This is a genomic window from Paraburkholderia bengalensis, from assembly GCF_037126505.1.
Taxonomy (GTDB): domain Bacteria; phylum Pseudomonadota; class Gammaproteobacteria; order Burkholderiales; family Burkholderiaceae; genus Paraburkholderia; species Paraburkholderia bengalensis.
In genome coordinates, this window is sequence record NZ_JACFYJ010000069.1 from 1 (window position 1) to 17932 (window position 17932).

A 17932-nucleotide genomic window follows, 5' to 3' on the forward strand; every position below is an offset into this window, starting at 1 on the left:
ACCGACACCCGACCCCGCGCGCCGGGCTGGCGCCGCGCAGCAGGAAGCCGCGGCGCGTCCCCAAACGCCGCGCGCGGCACAGCAGCAGGGCGGATCAGCCGTGCCGCCGTGGGAAGACATTGCGCCTGACGACTACTTACCCGCCTCGTCGGATGATGCATATTTCGCGCCGCCCGACGACAACTTCGTGCCCGTCTTCGACAGCGGCCCCGACGACATGCTCGTCGGCCGGACTCACGCGTCCGCCGCGCCACCTGCGCCGGCGCCCGTCGTCGACATTCGCACGCTGCCGGCCGCCGTGCGGCTCGACGCAATCGGTTTCGAAGGCGACTGGCCCGCGCTCGCCGTGACGCTGCCGCTCAAAGGCATTGCCTACCAGCTCGCGTTCAACAGCGAATTGATGTCCGTCGACGGCAAGACGCTGAGGCTCAACGTGGCCGTCCAGCTTTACACGGAAGCCGCGCAGATCGCGAAGCTCAAGGCGGCGCTCGCCGAGCGTCTGGGCAGCGAGATCGATGTGCAGGTCGAAGTCGGTCCCGTGCGGCGCACGGCCGCCGTGCTCGATTCGATCGAGCGCGCCAAACGTCAACAGGAAGCCGAGCGCGAGATCGGCGCCGATCCGTTCGTGCAGTCGCTGATCCGGGAATTCGGCGCGAGCATCGTGCCGGGCTCGGTGCGTCCGCTCGCGCCGGGCGCCGAAGGCGGGCAGAGCGCCGCCAGCCACTGATTTTCACGCACGCCGCGCGTCAGGCGCGCGAACCCGAATCGACTATCAAGAAGGAGCAAGTCCATGATGAAAGGCCAACTCGCCGGGCTGATGAAGCAGGCCCAGCAGATGCAAGAGAACATGAAGAAGATGCAGGAGCAACTCGCGCAGATCGAAGTCGAGGGGCAGTCGGGCGCGGGTCTCGTCAAGGTGACGATGACCTGCAAGAACGATGTGCGCCGCGTGTCGATCGATCCGAGCCTGCTCGCCGACGACAAGGACATGCTCGAAGACCTCGTCGCCGCTGCATTCAACGATGCCGTGCGCAAGGCGGAAGCCACCGCGCAGGAGAAGATGGGCGGCATGACGTCCGGCCTGCCGCTGCCGCCGGGATTCAAGCTGCCGTTCTGATCGCACCGGGCGTCGCGCGGGCGCCTCGTGGCCGGTTGGCCGCGCGTGCGCCCGCCTGGATGGGCGTTACGCGTTGTCACGCGCGAGCGCACTTGCGCGCGCCACGTCCGCGCCACGTCCTGTGCGCGATTCAACCCTCTATCGATCGACGCCGCCGTACCAGCATGAAACAACCTTCCGCCTTGTCGGCGCTCGTCGAAGCGCTGCGCGCACTGCCTGGCGTCGGTCCGAAGTCCGCGCAGCGCATGGCTTATCACCTGATGCAGCACGATCGCGAAGGCGCAGAGAAGCTCGGCCGCTCGCTGTTGTTTGCGACGGAGCATCTGCAGCACTGCGAGAAGTGCAACACGTTCACGGAAGCGCAGATCTGCGAGGTCTGCAGCGATACCGAGCGGGACCCGACGCTCCTGTGCGTCGTCGAAACGCCCGCCGACCAGATCATGCTCGAACAGACGATGACCTGGCGCGGCCTGTATTTCGTGCTGATGGGCCGTCTCAGTCCGCTCGACGGCATCGGCCCGAAAGAGATTCACTTCGACCGGCTCGTCAAGCGCGCCTCGGACGGCATCGTGAAGGAAGTCGTGCTTGCCACCAACTTCACGAACGAAGGCGAGGCCACCGCGCATTACCTCGGGCAAACGCTGAAGGCGCGCGGCCTCGCCGTCACGCGGCTCGCGCGCGGCGTGCCCGTCGGCGGCGAGCTGGAGTATGTCGACGCGGGCACGATCGCGCGCGCGATGCTGGACCGGCGTTCGATGTAGCGGGCCCGCTTGTTGCCGCTTGTTCCTGCTCGTTCCTGCTGGCGTGCGCAGACGCGCAGACACGGGGCCGAACGGCCACTCGAAAAAAGAATCAGGAGACACATGAGCGCATCGACTTCCTCAACGGCCGACAAGCCTGACGATCCTCGCAACGCGCCAAAAGGCCCGCTCGCGGGGGTCAAGGTGCTCGAACTCGGCACGCTGATCGCCGGTCCGTTCGCCGCGCGCTTTCTCGGCGAGTTCGGCGCCGACGTCATCAAGATCGAAGATCCGAAGGGCGGTGATCCGCTGCGCAAATGGCGCAAGCTGTACCCGGAAGTGGGCGGCACGTCGCTGTGGTGGGCCGTGCAGGCGCGCAACAAGAAGTCGGTGACGATCAATCTGAAAGCCGACGAAGGCAAGGAAATCGTCCGCAAGCTCGCGAAAGAGGCCGACATCGTCGTCGAGAATTTCCGGCCCGGTCTGCTCGAAAAACTCGGGCTGGGTTATGACGTGCTGTCGGCCGACAACCCCGGCCTTGTGATGGTGCGCCTGTCGGGCTACGGGCAGACGGGGCCGTATCGCGACCGTCCCGGTTTTGGCGCGATTGCCGAATCGATGGGCGGGCTGCGCCATATCACCGGCTATCCGGACTTGCCGCCGCCGCGTATCGGCATTTCGATCGGCGACTCGATCGCGGCGCTGCACGGCGTGATCGGCGCGCTGATGGCGCTGCATCACAAGCAGGTGAACGGCGGCAAGGGTCAGGTCGTCGACGTTGCGCTGTATGAGGCCGTGTTCAACATGATGGAAAGCGTGGTGCCCGAATATGGCGTCTACGGCATGGTGCGCGAACGCACGGGCGCGTCGCTGCCCGGCATCGTGCCGTCGAACACGTATCCGTGCCGCGACGGCAGCATCGTGATCGGCGGCAATAGCGACCCCATCTTCAAGCGCCTGATGACGGCGATCGACCGCGACGATCTCGCGAACGATCCCGCCCTCGCGCACAACGACGGCCGCGTGCCGCGCACGCAGGAGATCGACGGCGCGATCGCCGCGTGGCTCGCGCATCGCACGATCGACGAGGCACTCGACGTGCTGAACGCCGCCGATGTGCCCGTGGGCCGCATCTACAGCGTGGCCGACATGTTCAGCGATCCGCAGTACGTCGCGCGCCAGATGATCCAGACCTTCAAGTGGCAGGACGGGCGCGACATCACGCTGCCGAACGTCACGCCAAAGCTCTCAGACACGCCCGGCGAGACGCGCTGGCTCGGGCCCGAACTGGGTGAACATACGGATGAAGTTCTGCATTCACTGGGTTATGATGCGGACCACATCGCAAGGTTGCACGCGCAACAGATCGTGTAACCGGCGCTCGGACTCGCGCACGAAGACGGGCGAAGCAGCCCGCAACAGAACAACAATCGGAGACAGGACCATGCAACGAAGAAGCTTCCTCGCAGGCTCGGCGGCATTGGCGGGCGCATCGCTCGTCGGCTCGCCGCTCGCGTTCGGACAGAGCAAGCTGGAGACGTCGAAAGTCGCGATCGCCGTCGGCGGCAAAAATCTCTTCTACTATTTGCCCCTCACCATCGCGGAGCGGCGCAATTTCTTCAAGGACGAAGGGCTCGAAGTCGAAATCTCGGACTTCGCGGGCGGCTCGCAGGCGCTGAAGGCGGCTGTCGGCGGCAGCGCAGATGTCGTGTCCGGCGCGTTCGAGCACACGCTGCTGTTGCAGGCGAAGAACCAGTATTTCCGCGAATTCGTGCTGCAAGGGCGCGCGCCGCAGATCGTGCTCGCCGTGTCGAAGAAGACGATGGCGAACTACAAGACGATCGCGGATCTGAAGGGCAAGAAGATCGGCGTGACCGCGCCGGGTTCGTCGACGTCGATCATGGCGAGCTTCGTGCTCGCGAAAGCGGGACTGACCGCGAAGGACGTGTCGTTCATCGGCGTCGGCGCGGGCGCTGGTGCGATTGCCGCGCTGCAATCCGGGCAGATCGACGCGCTCGCCAATCTCGACCCCGTGATGACGAAGCTCGAACGCGCAGGCGAAATCCGCGTCGTGTCGGACACCCGCACGCTCGCCGACACGCACACGGTGTTCGGCGGCAACATGCCGGCGGGCTGCCTGTACGCATCGCAGGCGTTCATCAACAAGAATCCGAATACGACGCAGGCGCTGACCAACGCGATGGTGCGCGCGCTGAAGTGGCTGCAGTCGGCCACGGGCACCGAGCTGATCAATACCGTACCCGAGTCGTACCTGCTCGGCGACCGCGCGCTGTACCTCGATTCGTGGCAACACGTCAAAGAGGCGATGTCGCCCGATGGCCTGATGCCCGCCGACGGTCCCGCGACGTCGCTGAAAACGCTGCAGGCGTTCGACGAAACCGTGAAGGGCAAACCGATCGATCTGTCGAAAACCTGGACGAACGACTTCGTCAAGAAGGCGCTCGCGACGGTCAAGGCGTAATGCATAGAACAAAATACAAGCGAGCCAAACGATGACCGTTGCCGCCCTGGCGCTCGAAAACATTACGTGTACATTTGCGTCGCGCGAAAAACGCGGACAACGCTACACGGCTGTCAAGGACACGACGTTGCGCATCGCGCCCGGCGAGTTTGTCTCCGTCGTCGGGCCGACGGGCTGTGGAAAGTCGACATTGCTGAACGTCGGCGCCGGCTTGCTGGAACCGTCGGCGGGGTCGGTGACGGTGTTCGGCGAGAGACTCGCGGGCATCAACCGGCGCGCGGGCTACATGTTCCAGGCCGACGCGCTGATGCCGTGGCGCTCGGCGCTCGACAACGTGCTGGCAGGCCTGCAGTTCCACGACGTGCCGCGCGACGAAGCCCGCGCACGCGCGGAAGAATGGTTGAAGCGCGTCGGGCTCGGCGGGTTCGAGGACCGTTATCCGCATCAGTTGTCGGGCGGCATGCGAAAGCGGGTCGCGATGGCGCAGACGCTGATCCTCGATCCCGACATCATCCTGATGGACGAGCCGTTCTCCGCGCTCGACATCCAGACGCGGCACCTGATGGAAAACGAGCTGCTCGATCTGTGGGCCGCGAAGCGCAAGGCCGTGCTGTTCATCACGCACGATCTCGACGAGGCGATCGCGATGTCGGACCGCGTCGTCGTGCTGTCGGCAGGGCCGGGCACGCATCCTATCGGCGAATTCGCAATCGATCTGCCGCGCCCGCGCGATGTTGCCGAAGTGCGTTCGCATCCGCGCTTTGTCGAACTGCATGCGCAAATCTGGAGCGTGTTGCGCGACGAAGTGCTCAAGGGTTATCAGCAGCAACTGACGGTCGCGCAGGAGAGCAACTGACATGTGGAAAGCCTTGCGCCCGAACCGCGCGAATCTCGCCGTCTGGCAGTGGTCCCTGCTCGTGCTGTGCTTCGTGCTGTGGTACGTGTTGACGAGCCCGACGCTGTTACCCGCGTTCTATTTCGACGATCCCAACAAGGCCGCGTTCTTCTTCGGCGAGCCGCAGAAGGTGCTGGTGCGGATCTGGGAATGGTTTGCGACGGGTGAGATCTACCTGCATCTGTGGATCACGCTGATCGAAACCGTGCTCGCCTTCGCGCTCGGCACGGTGCTCGGGCTTGGCGTCGGCTTGTGGCTCGCGTTATCGCCGATGGCGAGCGCGCTATTCGATCCTTACATCAAGGCCGCCAACTCGATGCCGCGCGTGATTCTTGCGCCGATCTTCGGCGTGTGGTTCGGCCTCGGCATCTGGTCGAAAGTCGCGCTCGGCGTCACGCTGGTGTTCTTCATCGTGTTCTTCAACGTCTATCAGGGCGTAAAGGAAGTGAGCCCCGTCGTGCTCGCGAACGCACGCATGCTCGGCGCAAACCGCAAGCAGCTGTTGCGCGCCGTCTATCTGCCGAGCGCGATGAGCTGGGTGTTTTCGAGCCTGCATACGTCGGTGGGACTGGCGTTCGTCGGCTCAGTGGTCGGCGAGTATCTGGGCTCGGCGCGCGGTGTCGGCTATCTGATCCTGCAAGCCGAAGGCACGTTCGACATCAACACCGTGTTCGCCGGGATTCTCGTGCTGACGGCGTTCGCGCTGATTCTCGACGCCGTCGTCGGCACGCTGGAAAAGCGCCTGATGAAATGGCAACCGAAAAGCGGCGAGACAGAGAAACTCTGATCGCTCGCTGGGCATGAAGAAACACGGCGCGTGCTTGACGCGCCGTTTTCATTGCGGCGGGTGCGAGTCCTGACGCTCAAGGCGTAATGACGATCTTGCCGAGCACACGGCGCTGCGCCATATCGTTGAGCGCGCGCGCCGTGTCTTCGAGGGGGTAGCGCGCCGACACGAGCGGCTTGAGCTTGCCTTCGCGAATCCAGCCGAGCATCTGCTGGAACGCGGCTGCGTTGCGCTGCGGCTCGCGCCGTGCGAAATCGCCCCAGAACACGCCGACGATGCTCGCGCCTTTGAGCAGCGCGAGATTGAGAGGCAGCTTCGGAATCTCGCCGTTTGCAAAGCCGACGACGAGATATCGCCCGCGCCAGCCGATGCTGCGAAACGCAGGCTCCGCATAGCTGCCGCCGACCGGGTCGTAGATCACGTCGGGGCCTTTGCCGTCCGTCAGCACCTTGACACGCTCGCGCAAATCTTCCATCGCGTAGTTGATGGTTGCGTCGGCACCGTGTGCGACGCAGGTGGCGAGCTTCTCGTCGCTCGACGCCGCCGCGATCACGCGCGCGCCGAGCGCCTTGCCGATCTCGACGGCCGCAAGCCCGACGCCGCCTGCCGCGCCCAGCACGAGCATCGTTTCGCCTGGCTGCAGCGCCGCGCGGTCGACCACGGCGTGATGCGACGTGCCGTAAGCGAGCGTGAACACGGCGGCCGTTTCCAGATCGGCGTCGTCGGGCAGCGGCACGCACGCGCTGGCGTCAGCCAGCGCCTGTTCGGCAAAACCGCCTTGCTGCGTGTAGGCGACCACGCGCATGCCGGGCCGCAACTGCGACAGGCCATCGCCGACGGCGCGCACGATGCCCGCGACCTCCGCGCCCGGCGTGAAGGGCAGGGGCGGCTTGAACTGATACTTGTTCTGGATGATCAGCACGTCGGGGAAATTGACGCTTGCGGCTTTCACGTCGATCGCGACCTGGCCGGCTTGCGGCACGAGATCGGGCAGCTCCTCGATGCTGAGGCTTTCGGGCGGGCCATACTGGTTGCAGCGGATTGCGCGCATCGTGTCTCCCATCGACAGGTATTCAGTGAAGTGCAGGGCGCATATTGCGCTTTCATGCGCGATTCGTCAGTGTGCTTTCGATCGACATGGCCGCTGTGGATGGCGCACAACGCACGTGCTGTATCGATCATCTTGCCAGTGCACGGCGCCGCATCGCGACGAACGCTCGCAACGAAGCAGTGTAAAGCAGGCGCGAACGACCGTACGCTTTTGCAATGACGTGCCGCGCGCGTCGCGATGGGCGAAAGCATAGGCATACGGCGGGCCTGTGTGTCGTTCGCGTGCCTTGTTTCCTCGGTTACAATCGGCGGATGCGAATCCTACTCAGCAACGACGACGGTTATCTGGCGCCGGGCCTCGCTGCGCTTTATGAAGCGCTGAAGCCGCTCGCCGATGTCACCGTGATGGCTCCCGAACAAAACTGCAGCGGCGCGTCGAATTCGCTGACGCTGTCGCGCCCGCTGTCGGTGCTGCGCTCGGCCAACGGCTTCTACTACGTGAACGGCACCCCAACCGATTCCGTTCACGTCGCGTTGACGGGCATGCTCGACCACACGCCCGATCTCGTCGTGTCCGGCATCAACAACGGCCAGAACATGGGCGAGGACACGCTGTATTCGGGCACCGTCGCCGCCGCGACGGAGGGCATCATGTTCGGCGTCCCCGCCATCGCGTTCTCGCTCGTCGATAAGGACTGGGTGCATCTGGAAGACGCGACGCGCGTCGCCGCCGAAATCGTCGCGCATTATCTCGAGCGGCCGTTGCCCGGTCATCCATTGCTGAACGTCAATATTCCGAACCTGCCTTACGAGCAGTTGAGCGAATGGCGCATCACGCGGCTCGGCAAGCGGCATCCGTCGCTGCCCGTGATCCGCCAGACCAACCCGCGCGGCGAGCCGATCTACTGGATCGGGCCGGCGGGCGCCGCGCGCGACGCCAGCGAAGGCACCGATTTCCACGCGGTGGCGAACGGCTTCGTATCGATCACGCCGCTGCAACTCGATCTGACCCACACGGCCATGCTGCCCGCGGCGCGCGACTGGCTGCGCGCCGAAGGCGGCGCTTCATGACCGGCGAGCGCGCAAAGCGCTTTCCGCTTGGCCTCGAAGACCTGGTGCGCGAACCGCGCCGCGCCGACGCGCGCGGTGCAAAAGCGTCGAGCGGATCGGCCGTGCAAAAAACGGCAGCGTCCAAGCCATCGAATGTGAATGCGCAGTCGGCGGGCCGCGCACGCGCCGCTTCGAGCGCCGCTTCAGGCGCCGCAGCGGGCGGCAAGCCTTCCGCGGGTGCGAAGGGCGTCGCCAGCATTCTGAAACCGGATGCGAAGGGCGCTTCGTCCGCCCGATCGCCGTCAATGGCGAGCCATCCTGCTGTCAACAACGCGGTTGCCAAAGGCGCCGTTGCAAAAAGCGCGTCCGGAATCGTCAATACGAAAAGCGCCTCCACGATTCGCAATGACGGTGCGCGCAACCAGTTGCCGCGTCCCGTGACGGCATCGTTCGAGCGCATGGGCGCGCCGAACGTGGCGTTGACGAGCGCGCACACGCTGACGTCCGAGCGGGTGCGCGAGCGCATGGTCGAACGGCTGCGGGCGAACGGCATCACGGACCCGCGCGTGCTCAACGCGATGGCGATGGTGCCGCGCCACATGTTCGTCGATCCCGGTCTCGCGACGCAGGCTTACGAGGATGCCGCGCTGCCGATCGGCCATCACCAGACGATCTCGAAGCCGTCGGTGGTCGCGCGGATATCGAGCTTGCCGCGCAGGGCCGCACGCTCGGCAACGTGCTCGAAATCGGCACGGGCTGCGGCTATCAGGCCGCCGTGCTGAGTCAGGTCGCGCGCGACGTGTATTCGATTGAACGCATCAAACCGCTTTACGAACGTGCAAAGACCAATCTGCGTCCGCTGCGCATTCCGAACATCCGTCTGCACTATGGCGACGGCCGCATCGGCTTGCCGGCGGCGGCGCCGTTCGACGCGATCGTGATCGCGGCTGCGGGGCTCGACGTGCCGCAAGCGTTGCTCGAGCAGCTCGCCATCGGCGCGCGCCTCGTCGCGCCCGTCGGATCGCAGGACGGACAGTCGCAGGTGCTCACGCTCGTCGAGCGCACGGGGCCCGCGCAGTGGCGCGAATCGCGGCTTGATCGCGTTTTCTTTGTCCCCTTAAAATCCGGAGTGATTTGAACCCGATGAGTATGTTTCGCGCGATGCAAAGAACCAGCCTGAATGTCCCGTTGTCCGTCGCTCAGCGCAGCGTTTGCGTGGCCATGCTGTCCGTCCTGGCCGCATGTGCGACGCGGCTCGATCAGGCGCCCGTCGTCGATCGCTCCGGCACGCTCGGCACGGTCACGCAGACGGGCGTCGCACCCGGCGCACAGCCGGCCGTGCCGCTTGGTCCGCCGCCCCCGGGCTACTACCGAGTGAAGCCTGGCGACACTCTGTATAGGATCGCGCTCGAAAACGGTCAAAATTATCGCGACATCGCCGCGTGGAACAACCTGACGAATCCGAACCAGATCGAAGTCGACCAGTTGCTGCGCGTGGCGCCGCCGGGCGCGAACGGTGCACCCGCGGTGCCGGGCGTCGCGACTGCGCCGATCGGCGGTGGTGCGCTGCAAAGCGCACCACTAGCCGGCACGCAGCCGGCGCCGTCGGCTGGGGCCGCTAGCCAGCAGCCGCCCATTTACGGTGCGGCGCCGGGCGCTGCCGGTGCGCAGCCCGTCACGCCGCCGCCTGCCGCAAGCGATGCGACGGCGTCCAACGGCAACGTGTCGTTTGCCTGGCCGGTGCGTGGCCCGCTGCTCAACGGCTTCGACGACTCGAAGAACAAAGGCGTGAACATCGGCGGCGCGGCGGGGGAGCCGGTAAAGGCTTCCGCCGACGGGCGGGTGGTTTATGCAGGAAATGGGCTGCGCGGTTACGGCAATCTCATTATCATCAAACATGACGCGACTTATCTCACGGCGTATGCACATAACCGTGCTTTGATGGTAAAAGAGGGTGACGCGGTGACCAAAGGGCAGAAGATTGCCGAAATGGGCAATAGTGATTCGGACCGCGTGATGTTGCATTTCGAAGTTCGCCGGCAGGGCAAGCCTGTCGACCCATTGAAGTATTTGCCGCCGCAATAAAGCCAAGCGATACGACCATGCCGAAATCGAAGCGCCGCCCATCGCAAGCAGACACTGAGTCCGTGAGCCGCACCACGCATGTTTCGGTGGACGATGCTGGCGCTTCGGAGGTCGACGACGACAACGTCGACGATCTCGACAATTCGAACGACCTCGACGAGCGCGCGTCGGGCGGCGAAGAAGAATCCGAATCGCGAGAAGGCGCAAACGATTCCGCGCCCGACGCCGACGATTTCCGCGCGCTGCTTCAGGCCGAGCTCACGGCCGACACGATCCAGCACTATCTGAACCGGATCAGCGTGAAGCCGCTGCTCACCGTCGAGGAAGAGCAGCGCTATTCGCGTCTCGCGAAGGCGGGCGAGTTCGAGGCGCGTCAGGTCATGATCGAGCGCAATCTGCGGCTCGTGGTCAGCATCGCGAAGGGCTATCTGAATCGCGGCGTGCCGCTGCTCGATCTGATCGAAGAGGGCAACCTCGGCCTGATGCACGCCATCGAAAAATTCGACCCGACGCGTGGCTTTCGCTTTTCGACTTACGCGACCTGGTGGATTCGCCAGAGCATCGAGCGCGCAATCATGAATCAGGCGCGCACGGTGCGGCTGCCCGTGCATGTAATCCGCGAACTGAACCAGGTGCTGCGCGCAAAGCGCCATCTCGAGAAGAATTCGATGAATTCGGGCGAGGCGGCCGACCGGCGCGACGCGAGCATCGACGACATCGCGTATCTGACGGGCAAGACCACCGACGAAGTCACCGACATTCTCGCGCTCAACGAGCACACGGCGTCGCTCGACGCGCCGCTCGATCTCGATCCCGCCAGCAGCCTGCTCGATCTGTTGTCGGACGACACCAGCCAGTCGCCCGATGCCGAAGTGCAGCATCGCGAGCTGGAGACGCTGACGCGCGCGTGGCTGGCGCGGCTGTCGGACAAGCACCGGCATGTGATCGAGCGGCGCTTCGGCCTGAATCACATCGAACCGGCCACACTCGAAGAACTCGCCGACGAAATGGGCCTCACGCGGGAGCGTGTGCGCCAGATCCAGCAAGAGGCGCTCGTGCGCCTGAAGCGCTTCTTTGCTTCCAATGGCGTGCGCAAGGACGCCGTTCTCTAGAAACTGATGACTCCAATTCTGGTTTTCGACATCGAGACGATTCCCGATGTCGCCGGCATTCGCCGGCTTGAAAGTCTTCCCGCGACGATGTCCGACGAAGAAGTCGCCGAGCACGCATTCGCGGCACGGCGCGAGAAGACGGGCAGCGATTTCCTGCCGCATCATCTGCAGCGGGTCGCGGCCATTTCGTGCGTGTTCCGCGACGACAACGGTTTTCGGGTGCGCTCGCTGGGCGCGCCCGCGGACGGCGAGGCGGCGCTCGTGCAGTCGTTCTACCGGACCATCGAAAAGTACACGCCGCAGCTCGTCTCGTGGAACGGCGGCGGCTTCGATCTGCCCGTGCTGCATTACCGCGCGCTGATCAACGGCATTCGCGCGAACCGCTACTGGGATCTGGGCGAAGACGACCGCGATTTCAAGTGGAACAACTACATCAGCCGTTACCACGCGCGGCACACCGATCTGATGGATGTGCTCGCGATGTATCAGGCGCGCGCGAATGCGCCGCTCGACGCGCTCGCGAAACTGTGCGGCTTTCCCGGCAAGCTCGGGATGGACGGCGGCCAGGTGTGGCACGCGTTCCAGGCAGGGCGCATCGACGAGATCCGCAATTATTGCGAGACGGATGTCGTCAATACCTATCTGCTGTTTTGCCGGTTTCAGCTGATGCGCGGCGTGTTTTCGCCGCAGGCATACGCCGATGAGATCGCGTTCGTGAAAAATGCCCTCGCGCAGGACCCTGCACCGCATTGGGCAGAGTATCTGGCCGCTTTCGAAGTTTAGGTTTTTGCTTCGCGGCGCGGACGGTTTTTCGCGGTTACGGGCATCCGCGTCAGCGCCACACAGGCGCCAACACGGACCACCGCGCCGCACGACCCGCGTTACAGACGGGATCAATCCACCTCGACCACGATGGGCTGATGATCGGAAGCCCGCGTGGCGCCATCTATCTCGCAACTGCGCAGCCGCGGCTGCAAATCCTCGGTGACGAATACGAAATCGCAGGTCAGCGGCCCATCCGACCATTGCGCCTTGTCGTAGACACCTGCCGTCATAGGCGGTGTCTGCCCGGGATGGAGCGTGGTCCATGCGTCGATGAAGGCGGGGCTGCCGTCAAGCGGTTCCAGCATCCGCCGATACGCCTCGCTGTCATATGCGCTGTTGAAATCGCCGCAGACGATCGCGCTGACGGGCCGCCCGGTATCGGTGAAAGGCCCGATCGCATTCTCGGCGGGCGCGGGGTGCGCGGCGTGCGCAGCCGCTTCCTGCTGCATGTCCCTCAGCCGGTCGACCTGCGCCGAGCCGCTGCTTGAGCGAATAGAACTCCAGATGCGTGACGATGACGCGCACCGGCCCGCCCGGCGCCCGCAGCACGGCTTCGAGGGCAACCCGCTGCATCGACGGCGAATCGGGGTCGGCAGGCCAGGGCAGCGAATGACGGATCACGCGCTCGACGGGCAGGCGCGTCGCCAGCGCATTGCCGAACTGTCGGCGCGGCGCGGCGGGCGCGTCCAGCTTGAGCGGCGCCAGGTCTGCGCCGATTGCCCCGAGCACCGTGTAGCCGGGCAGCAGATCGGCCAGTTCGGCGAACTGGTCGTCGCCGGGATGACCCGCCAGCACCGAAAAGCCGCGCGTCACTTCCTGCATGCACAGTACGTCGAAATCGGCGAGCCGCCGTGCCTCGTCGATCGTGCGCGACAGGTTCACGTCCCCGTGCGCACTGCGTCCCCACTGGACATTCCAGCTGATCAGTCGCATCGTCAAATCTCCGTCGGTGTTGGTCGTTCGTCTACAATCTCGTGTTTGGTTCCACTTTTACCCAGTCTGTCAGGAAGTCGCAGGTGTCCGAAACTGTCCCCCACATTGGTAGAACGCGGTCGCCCCGAAAGGGCAAAGAGGCGCGCCCAGACGCCGCCGCCGGCCCGTTCAAGGCGCCCGAACTCGATATCGACTCGCTCGATATGGAAGCGCGCGGCGTCGGCCGCACCGTCACGGAAGACGGCTCGCCCGGCAAGGTGATCTTCGTCGAGGGCGCGCTGCCCGGCGAACGTGTTACCTATTCGAGCTACCGGAAGAAACCGAGTTTCGAACAGGCGCAGGTCGTCGATATTCTTAAAGAGAGCGTGATCCGTACCCGCCCGCAGTGCAAGTTTTTTGGCACCTGTGGCGGTTGTTCGATGCAGCATCTCGATGTGCGCGCGCAGGTCGCCGTGAAAGGGCGCGTGCTCGAAGACAATCTGATGCATCTGGCCAGGCTGCGTCCCGAAACGGTGTTCCGGCCGATCCACGGGCCGTCGTGGGGCTACCGTTATCGCGCGCGTCTGACGGTGCGCAACGTCGTGAAAAAGGGCGGCGTGCTGGTCGGCTTTCACGAGAAGAAGAGCAGCTATGTCGCCGACATGACGAGTTGCGAAGTGCTGCCGCCGCACGTGTCCGACATGCTGGTGCCGCTGCGCCACATGGTGGAAGCGCTGTCCATTCGGGATCGCATGCCGCAGATCGAGCTGGCTGTGGGTTCGTCGGTGACGGCGCTGGTGCTGCGCATTCTCGAGCCGATCAACGCCGCCGACGAACAGGTGCTGCGCGATTTCGCCGATCAGCACAACGTCCAGTTCTGGCTGCAGCCGAAAGGCCCGGATACCGTCTATCCGTTCTATCCGCTCGACCGTCAGCTAGACTACACGCTGCCCGAGTTCGGCATCCGCATGCCGTTTCGTCCGACGGACTTCACGCAGGTCAATCACCAGATCAACCGCGTGCTGGTCGGCCGCGCGCTGCGGCTGCTCGCGCCCGCCAAAACGGACCGCGTGCTCGATCTGTTTTGCGGGATCGGTAACTTCACGCTGCCGCTCGCGCGGATTTCACGCGAGGTGGTCGGCATCGAAGGCAGCGATGTGCTGACCTCGCGGGCGCTCGATAACGCGAAAGAAAATGGCGTGGACGGCCACACGTCGTTCGCGTGCCGCAACCTGTTCGAAGTCACGGCCGACGACATCCGCGCGCTCGGCCATTTCGACAAGTACCTGATCGATCCGCCGCGCGAAGGGGCGCTGGCCGTATCGAAGGCGCTGGCCGAGATCGCGCAGAGCGGCGAAGGTCCGCTGCCCAGGCGCATCGTCTACGTGTCGTGCAACCCGGCAACGCTGGCGCGCGATGCGGGCCTGCTCGTGCATGAGGCCGGCTATCGGCTGAAGGGCGCGGGCGTCGTGAACATGTTCCCGCACACGTCGCACGTCGAATCGATTGCGCTGTTCGAGCGCGATTGAGCGCGGCTGACGCTGCCGCGCAAACAAAAACGCCACGGTATCGAACCGTGGCGTTTTTTATGCTTTTTGCCTTCAGGCGACGGGGATCATCAGAACTGCCACCAGGACTTTTCCTTGCCGGGACGCGCGTGGCCCGTGATGTACGGGCTGTCGGGGAAGGTGCCTGCCAGGATGCGTTTCGTGTCTTCCGCGAGCTGCGGCTGGTCGAGCTTCTGGTACGACAGCATCATGATGTGCAGCGCGTCTTCGATAGCAGGCGCGTTCTTGTATTCCTTGATCGCGAGTTGCGCGCGGTTGATCGCGGCCACGTAGGCGCCGCGGCGGTAGTAGTAGTCGGCCGCATGGACCTCGTGCGACGCGAGCGCGTTCACGATGTAGCGCATGCGCTGTGCCGCGTCCGGCGCGTACTTGCTTTGCGGGTACTTGTCGACCACCACCTTGAATGCGTCATACGACTCGCGCAGCGACTTCGGGTCGCGCTCGCTCATATCCTGGCCCGAGAAGCGGCCGAACAGACCGAGGTCGTCGTTGAAGTGGATCATCCCCTTCAGGTAGTACGCGTAGGCGATGTCCGGGTGATCCGGGTGAAGCTGGATAAAGCGGTTGACGGCCTGGTCGGCGGCGTCCGTTTCGCTGTCCTTCCAGTTGCAGTACGCGACGTTGATCTGCGCCTGTTGCGCGAAGTGGCCGAACGGGTCGCGTCCCTCGAGCGCTTCGAAGTATTTCGCGCACTTGCCGAAGTCCCCGCCGCTCAAGGCGTCTTGCGCCTCCGTATATAATTTGTTGTTGGTCCACGTGGCCGTTTCGTCCGTCTTTTCCGGCAGGCCATGACAGGCCGCCACCAGCGTGACGGCTGCCGCGCAAGCGGCGTAGCTGGCCATCTTCCCGGCCATCCGTTGGGCCACCGTCTTTCGAACAGTTTGAGTAATGATGTTCAAGGCTCGCATTTTCCAGTCTAGCTTTACGTCCAGGTGACCCAGTCTCGATGACCCGTTCCAATACTCCGCGTCCCACTCAGTATCCCGTTCAGGGCGCGCGGAAGAGCAACAAAGATTATAGCCCAAGCGCCGACAGCGCCGACTCATCAACAGGGGAACCGGCCGCTGCGCCGCGCGCGGTTGAGGCGCCGCGTGTCGTGACCGTGCCGCCCGAGCTGGCGGGCGATCGCCTCGACAAGGTGCTCGCCAAAGTCTTTCCGGAGTTCTCGCGCAGCCGGCTGCAAAGCTGGATCGAAGGGCAGCGCGTGCGCGTCGACGGACAGCCAGCGAAGATCCGCCAGCCCGTGCCGCTCGGCGCATCGATCGAACTGGTGCCCGACCTGCTGCCCGAGCAGCTCGCGTTCACGCCGGAACCCGTGCCGCTCGACATCGTCTACGAAGACGACACGCTCGTCGTGATCAACAAGCCGGCGGGACTGGTCGTGCATCCCGCCGCGGGCAACTGGAGCGGCACCGTGCTGAACGGGCTGCTGCATCGTTATGGCGATGCAGCTGCAGGCTTGCCGCGCGCGGGCGTCGTGCACCGGCTCGACAAGGAGACCTCGGGCCTGATGGTCGTTGCCCGTACCCTCGAAGCGCAAACCGATCTCGTGCGCCAGCTGCAGGCGCGGACCGTGAAGCGCCGCTATCTCGCGCTCGTGTGGGGCAACATGCCGGACGAAGGGACGATCGACGCGCCCATCGGCCGTGACCCGCGCGAACGCACGCGCATGGCCGTCGTGACAGGCGCGTCGGGCAAGCCCGCGCGCACGCACTTCAGGCGGATCGATTCGACGGTGTGGGAGCGGCAGCCCGTGTCGGCCATTCACTGCGATCTGGAGACGGGGCGCACGCATCAGATCCGCGTGCACTGCGCGCACATTGGCCATCCGCTGCTCGGCGATCCCGTGTACGGACGCGCGCGCGGCAAGCGCTCCGTGGCGCCGCTGCCGGGCGGCTTCGCGCGCCAGGCGCTGCACGCGTGGCGTCTCGCGCTGGTTCATCCGCAAACGGGTCGCACGATGCAGTGGCGCGCGGATGTTCCCGACGATATCGCTGAATTGTCCGAAGCATTGGGACTCGGCCGCGAGCACGAAGACGAATACGAATACGACGGTGCAGAAGACGACTACGAAGCGTACTACGACGACGAAGGCGCCTTGATCGACGAAGGCTACGACGACGAGGACGATCTCGACGAAGACTCAACCGACGACAAGGACGACCGCAGATGACGCTGCCTGAACTGACGATGAACGATGTGCTTCGCCCCGAGTGGCGTGTATCGCCGCGCGTGCGCGCGCTCGTCACGACGCGCAACGGCGGCGTGAGCCTGCCGCCGTTCGGCACGTGGCGCGATGGCGTGGACGGCGCGGGCGGGCTGAATCTCGGCAAGAAGTCGGGCGATGATCCCGCGCATGTCGATGCGAATCGCGCGCGGCTGATGAAGCTCGCGGGGCATCGCGACGCTGCGTGGCTCTCGCAGGTGCATGGCGCACGCGTCGTCGATGCCGCCGATGCCATCGCGGCCGCACGGCGCGGCGAGCCGGCGCTGCAGGCCGACGCGAGCGTGACCGACCGGACGGACACGCTATGCGTCGTGATGATTGCCGACTGCATGCCCGTCTTGCTGTGCGATCCGCAAGGGCGCGCGGTGGGCGCCGCGCATGCGGGCTGGCGAGGTCTCGCAGCGGGTGTCGTCGAACAGACGGCGCAACGCGTGGCCCAGCTGGCAGACACTGACATGTCAGCGTTGCATGCGTATCTTGGTCCCTGTATCGGTCCGCAGACTTTCGAGGTCGGACCAGACGTGCGTGACGCCTTCATGAATGGTGTCGACGGCGCACAACGCGATGATGTGGCCAGCGCCTTCGTCGATCATCCGGATCACGCGGGCAAGTACCTCGCCGATTTGCCCAGGCTTGCGCGTCTGCGGCTTGCACGGATAGGCGTCACGCAGGTGGTCGGCGGAGACCATTGCACGGTCACTGAACGCGAGCGTTTTTATTCTTATCGCCGCGATCGCGAGACGGGCCGCATGGCCGCGTTGATCTGGCTGGATGACAAATAGCCGCGACGATAAGTGCTGCTGTGCAAAGGCAAATTTGCTGCACCTGATCACATCGGACGATTCACGCAACGCATTCGATGCTGCACTGCGCGAACCCACGCGTGCCATCGCGATCGCGCGACGCACAAGCGTTTGAAGCCAGACCCATTCGATAAACGAGCCCGTCGCAACGGGCTCGTTTTGCATTGCACTGCAAGATCGTTCTTCCGCTGGGCAATTGCGTTGAAATACATCGGGAAAACGATGATGAAAAAAATATCGCACTGCGGCAAAATCGGGAGCAAGCATTGACATGCCTTG

At 64.6% G+C, this 17932-nt stretch carries 16 protein-coding genes and 2 pseudogenes; 15 read left to right on the plus strand and 3 right to left on the minus strand.

Going from position 1 to position 17932, the window contains the following annotated elements; all coding sequences use genetic code 11:
* The 7 genes from H3V53_RS30430 to H3V53_RS30460 all read left to right on the plus strand — a co-directional run.
* A partial coding sequence (locus H3V53_RS30430; RefSeq protein ID WP_336601034.1) for a DNA polymerase III subunit gamma/tau C-terminal domain-containing protein occupies positions 1-727 on the plus strand: 727 nt, incomplete at its 5' end.
* Between the two features lie 63 nt (positions 728-790).
* A complete protein-coding gene (locus H3V53_RS30435; RefSeq protein WP_006048866.1) occupies positions 791-1117 on the plus strand; it encodes a YbaB/EbfC family nucleoid-associated protein in 327 nt (108 codons plus the stop codon).
* Positions 1118-1281: 164 nt separating this feature from the next.
* Positions 1282-1878, plus strand: a complete 597-nt coding sequence (recR, locus tag H3V53_RS30440; RefSeq protein ID WP_054926717.1) for a recombination mediator RecR — start codon at positions 1282-1284, stop codon at positions 1876-1878.
* A 102-nt stretch (positions 1879-1980) separates the two neighbouring features.
* Complete coding sequence (locus H3V53_RS30445; protein WP_336601035.1) at positions 1981-3231, plus strand: CaiB/BaiF CoA transferase family protein; 1251 nt, start codon at positions 1981-1983, stop codon at positions 3229-3231.
* 70 nt (positions 3232-3301) lie between these two features.
* The gene (locus tag H3V53_RS30450; protein WP_336601036.1) at positions 3302-4339 is read left to right on the plus strand and encodes an ABC transporter substrate-binding protein; all 1038 of its coding nucleotides are present in this window, start codon (positions 3302-3304) and stop codon (positions 4337-4339) included.
* Positions 4340-4370: 31 nt separating this feature from the next.
* The gene (locus H3V53_RS30455; protein WP_336601037.1) at positions 4371-5195 is read left to right on the plus strand and encodes an ABC transporter ATP-binding protein; all 825 of its coding nucleotides are present in this window, start codon (positions 4371-4373) and stop codon (positions 5193-5195) included.
* A 1-nt stretch (position 5196) separates the two neighbouring features.
* Positions 5197-6021, plus strand: a complete 825-nt coding sequence (locus tag H3V53_RS30460) for an ABC transporter permease (RefSeq protein WP_336601038.1) — start codon at positions 5197-5199, stop codon at positions 6019-6021.
* A gap of 76 nt (positions 6022-6097) precedes the next feature.
* Here H3V53_RS30460 and H3V53_RS30465 read toward each other — a convergent pair whose 3' ends face one another.
* Positions 6098-7072: an NADPH:quinone oxidoreductase family protein gene (locus H3V53_RS30465; protein WP_336601039.1), complete on the minus strand. Its 975-nt coding sequence runs from the start codon at positions 7070-7072 to the stop codon at positions 6098-6100.
* 311 nt (positions 7073-7383) lie between these two features.
* Here H3V53_RS30465 and surE point away from each other — a divergent pair, with 311 nt between their 5' ends.
* From surE to H3V53_RS30490, 5 genes and pseudogenes are all read left to right on the plus strand, one after another.
* The gene (gene surE, locus H3V53_RS30470) at positions 7384-8142 is read left to right on the plus strand and encodes a 5'/3'-nucleotidase SurE (RefSeq protein ID WP_054926722.1); all 759 of its coding nucleotides are present in this window, start codon (positions 7384-7386) and stop codon (positions 8140-8142) included.
* Positions 8139-9259: pseudogene (locus H3V53_RS30475) on the plus strand (protein-L-isoaspartate(D-aspartate) O-methyltransferase). Before surE ends, H3V53_RS30475 begins: the two are co-directional and overlap by 4 nt.
* Positions 9260-9264: 5 nt before the next feature.
* Entirely contained in the window at positions 9265-10206 is a 942-nt protein-coding gene (locus tag H3V53_RS30480) for a peptidoglycan DD-metalloendopeptidase family protein (protein WP_336601040.1), read from the plus strand.
* Positions 10207-10223: 17 nt separating this feature from the next.
* Positions 10224-11318, plus strand: a complete 1095-nt coding sequence (gene rpoS, locus H3V53_RS30485) for an RNA polymerase sigma factor RpoS (RefSeq protein WP_054926725.1) — start codon at positions 10224-10226, stop codon at positions 11316-11318.
* Between the two features lie 6 nt (positions 11319-11324).
* Positions 11325-12101 (plus strand): 3'-5' exonuclease, encoded by a 777-nt coding sequence (locus tag H3V53_RS30490; protein ID WP_336601041.1) that lies wholly within the window; start codon positions 11325-11327, stop codon positions 12099-12101.
* A gap of 110 nt (positions 12102-12211) precedes the next feature.
* Here the strand turns inward: H3V53_RS30490 and H3V53_RS30495 are convergent.
* Positions 12212-13076: pseudogene (locus H3V53_RS30495) on the minus strand (endonuclease/exonuclease/phosphatase family protein).
* Positions 13077-13159: 83 nt separating this feature from the next.
* Between H3V53_RS30495 and rlmD the strand changes: the two are divergent.
* Entirely contained in the window at positions 13160-14584 is a 1425-nt protein-coding gene (rlmD, locus tag H3V53_RS30500; RefSeq protein ID WP_419539595.1) for a 23S rRNA (uracil(1939)-C(5))-methyltransferase RlmD, read from the plus strand.
* A gap of 89 nt (positions 14585-14673) precedes the next feature.
* Here rlmD and H3V53_RS30505 read toward each other — a convergent pair whose 3' ends face one another.
* On the minus strand, positions 14674-15477 hold the full coding sequence (locus tag H3V53_RS30505; protein WP_419539596.1) for an outer membrane protein assembly factor BamD: 804 nt from the start codon (positions 15475-15477) through the stop codon (positions 14674-14676).
* 92 nt (positions 15478-15569) lie between these two features.
* On the opposite strand from H3V53_RS30505, the gene H3V53_RS30510 reads away from it, so the two are divergent.
* Together H3V53_RS30510 and pgeF are read left to right on the plus strand one after the other, a co-directional pair.
* Positions 15570-16796, plus strand: coding sequence for an RluA family pseudouridine synthase (locus H3V53_RS30510; RefSeq protein ID WP_336601042.1), 1227 nt, complete (start codon positions 15570-15572; stop codon positions 16794-16796).
* The gene (gene pgeF, locus H3V53_RS30515; protein WP_336601043.1) at positions 16793-17632 is read left to right on the plus strand and encodes a peptidoglycan editing factor PgeF; all 840 of its coding nucleotides are present in this window, start codon (positions 16793-16795) and stop codon (positions 17630-17632) included. Before H3V53_RS30510 ends, pgeF begins: the two co-directional genes overlap by 4 nt.
* The last annotated feature ends 300 nt before the right edge of the window (positions 17633-17932 follow it).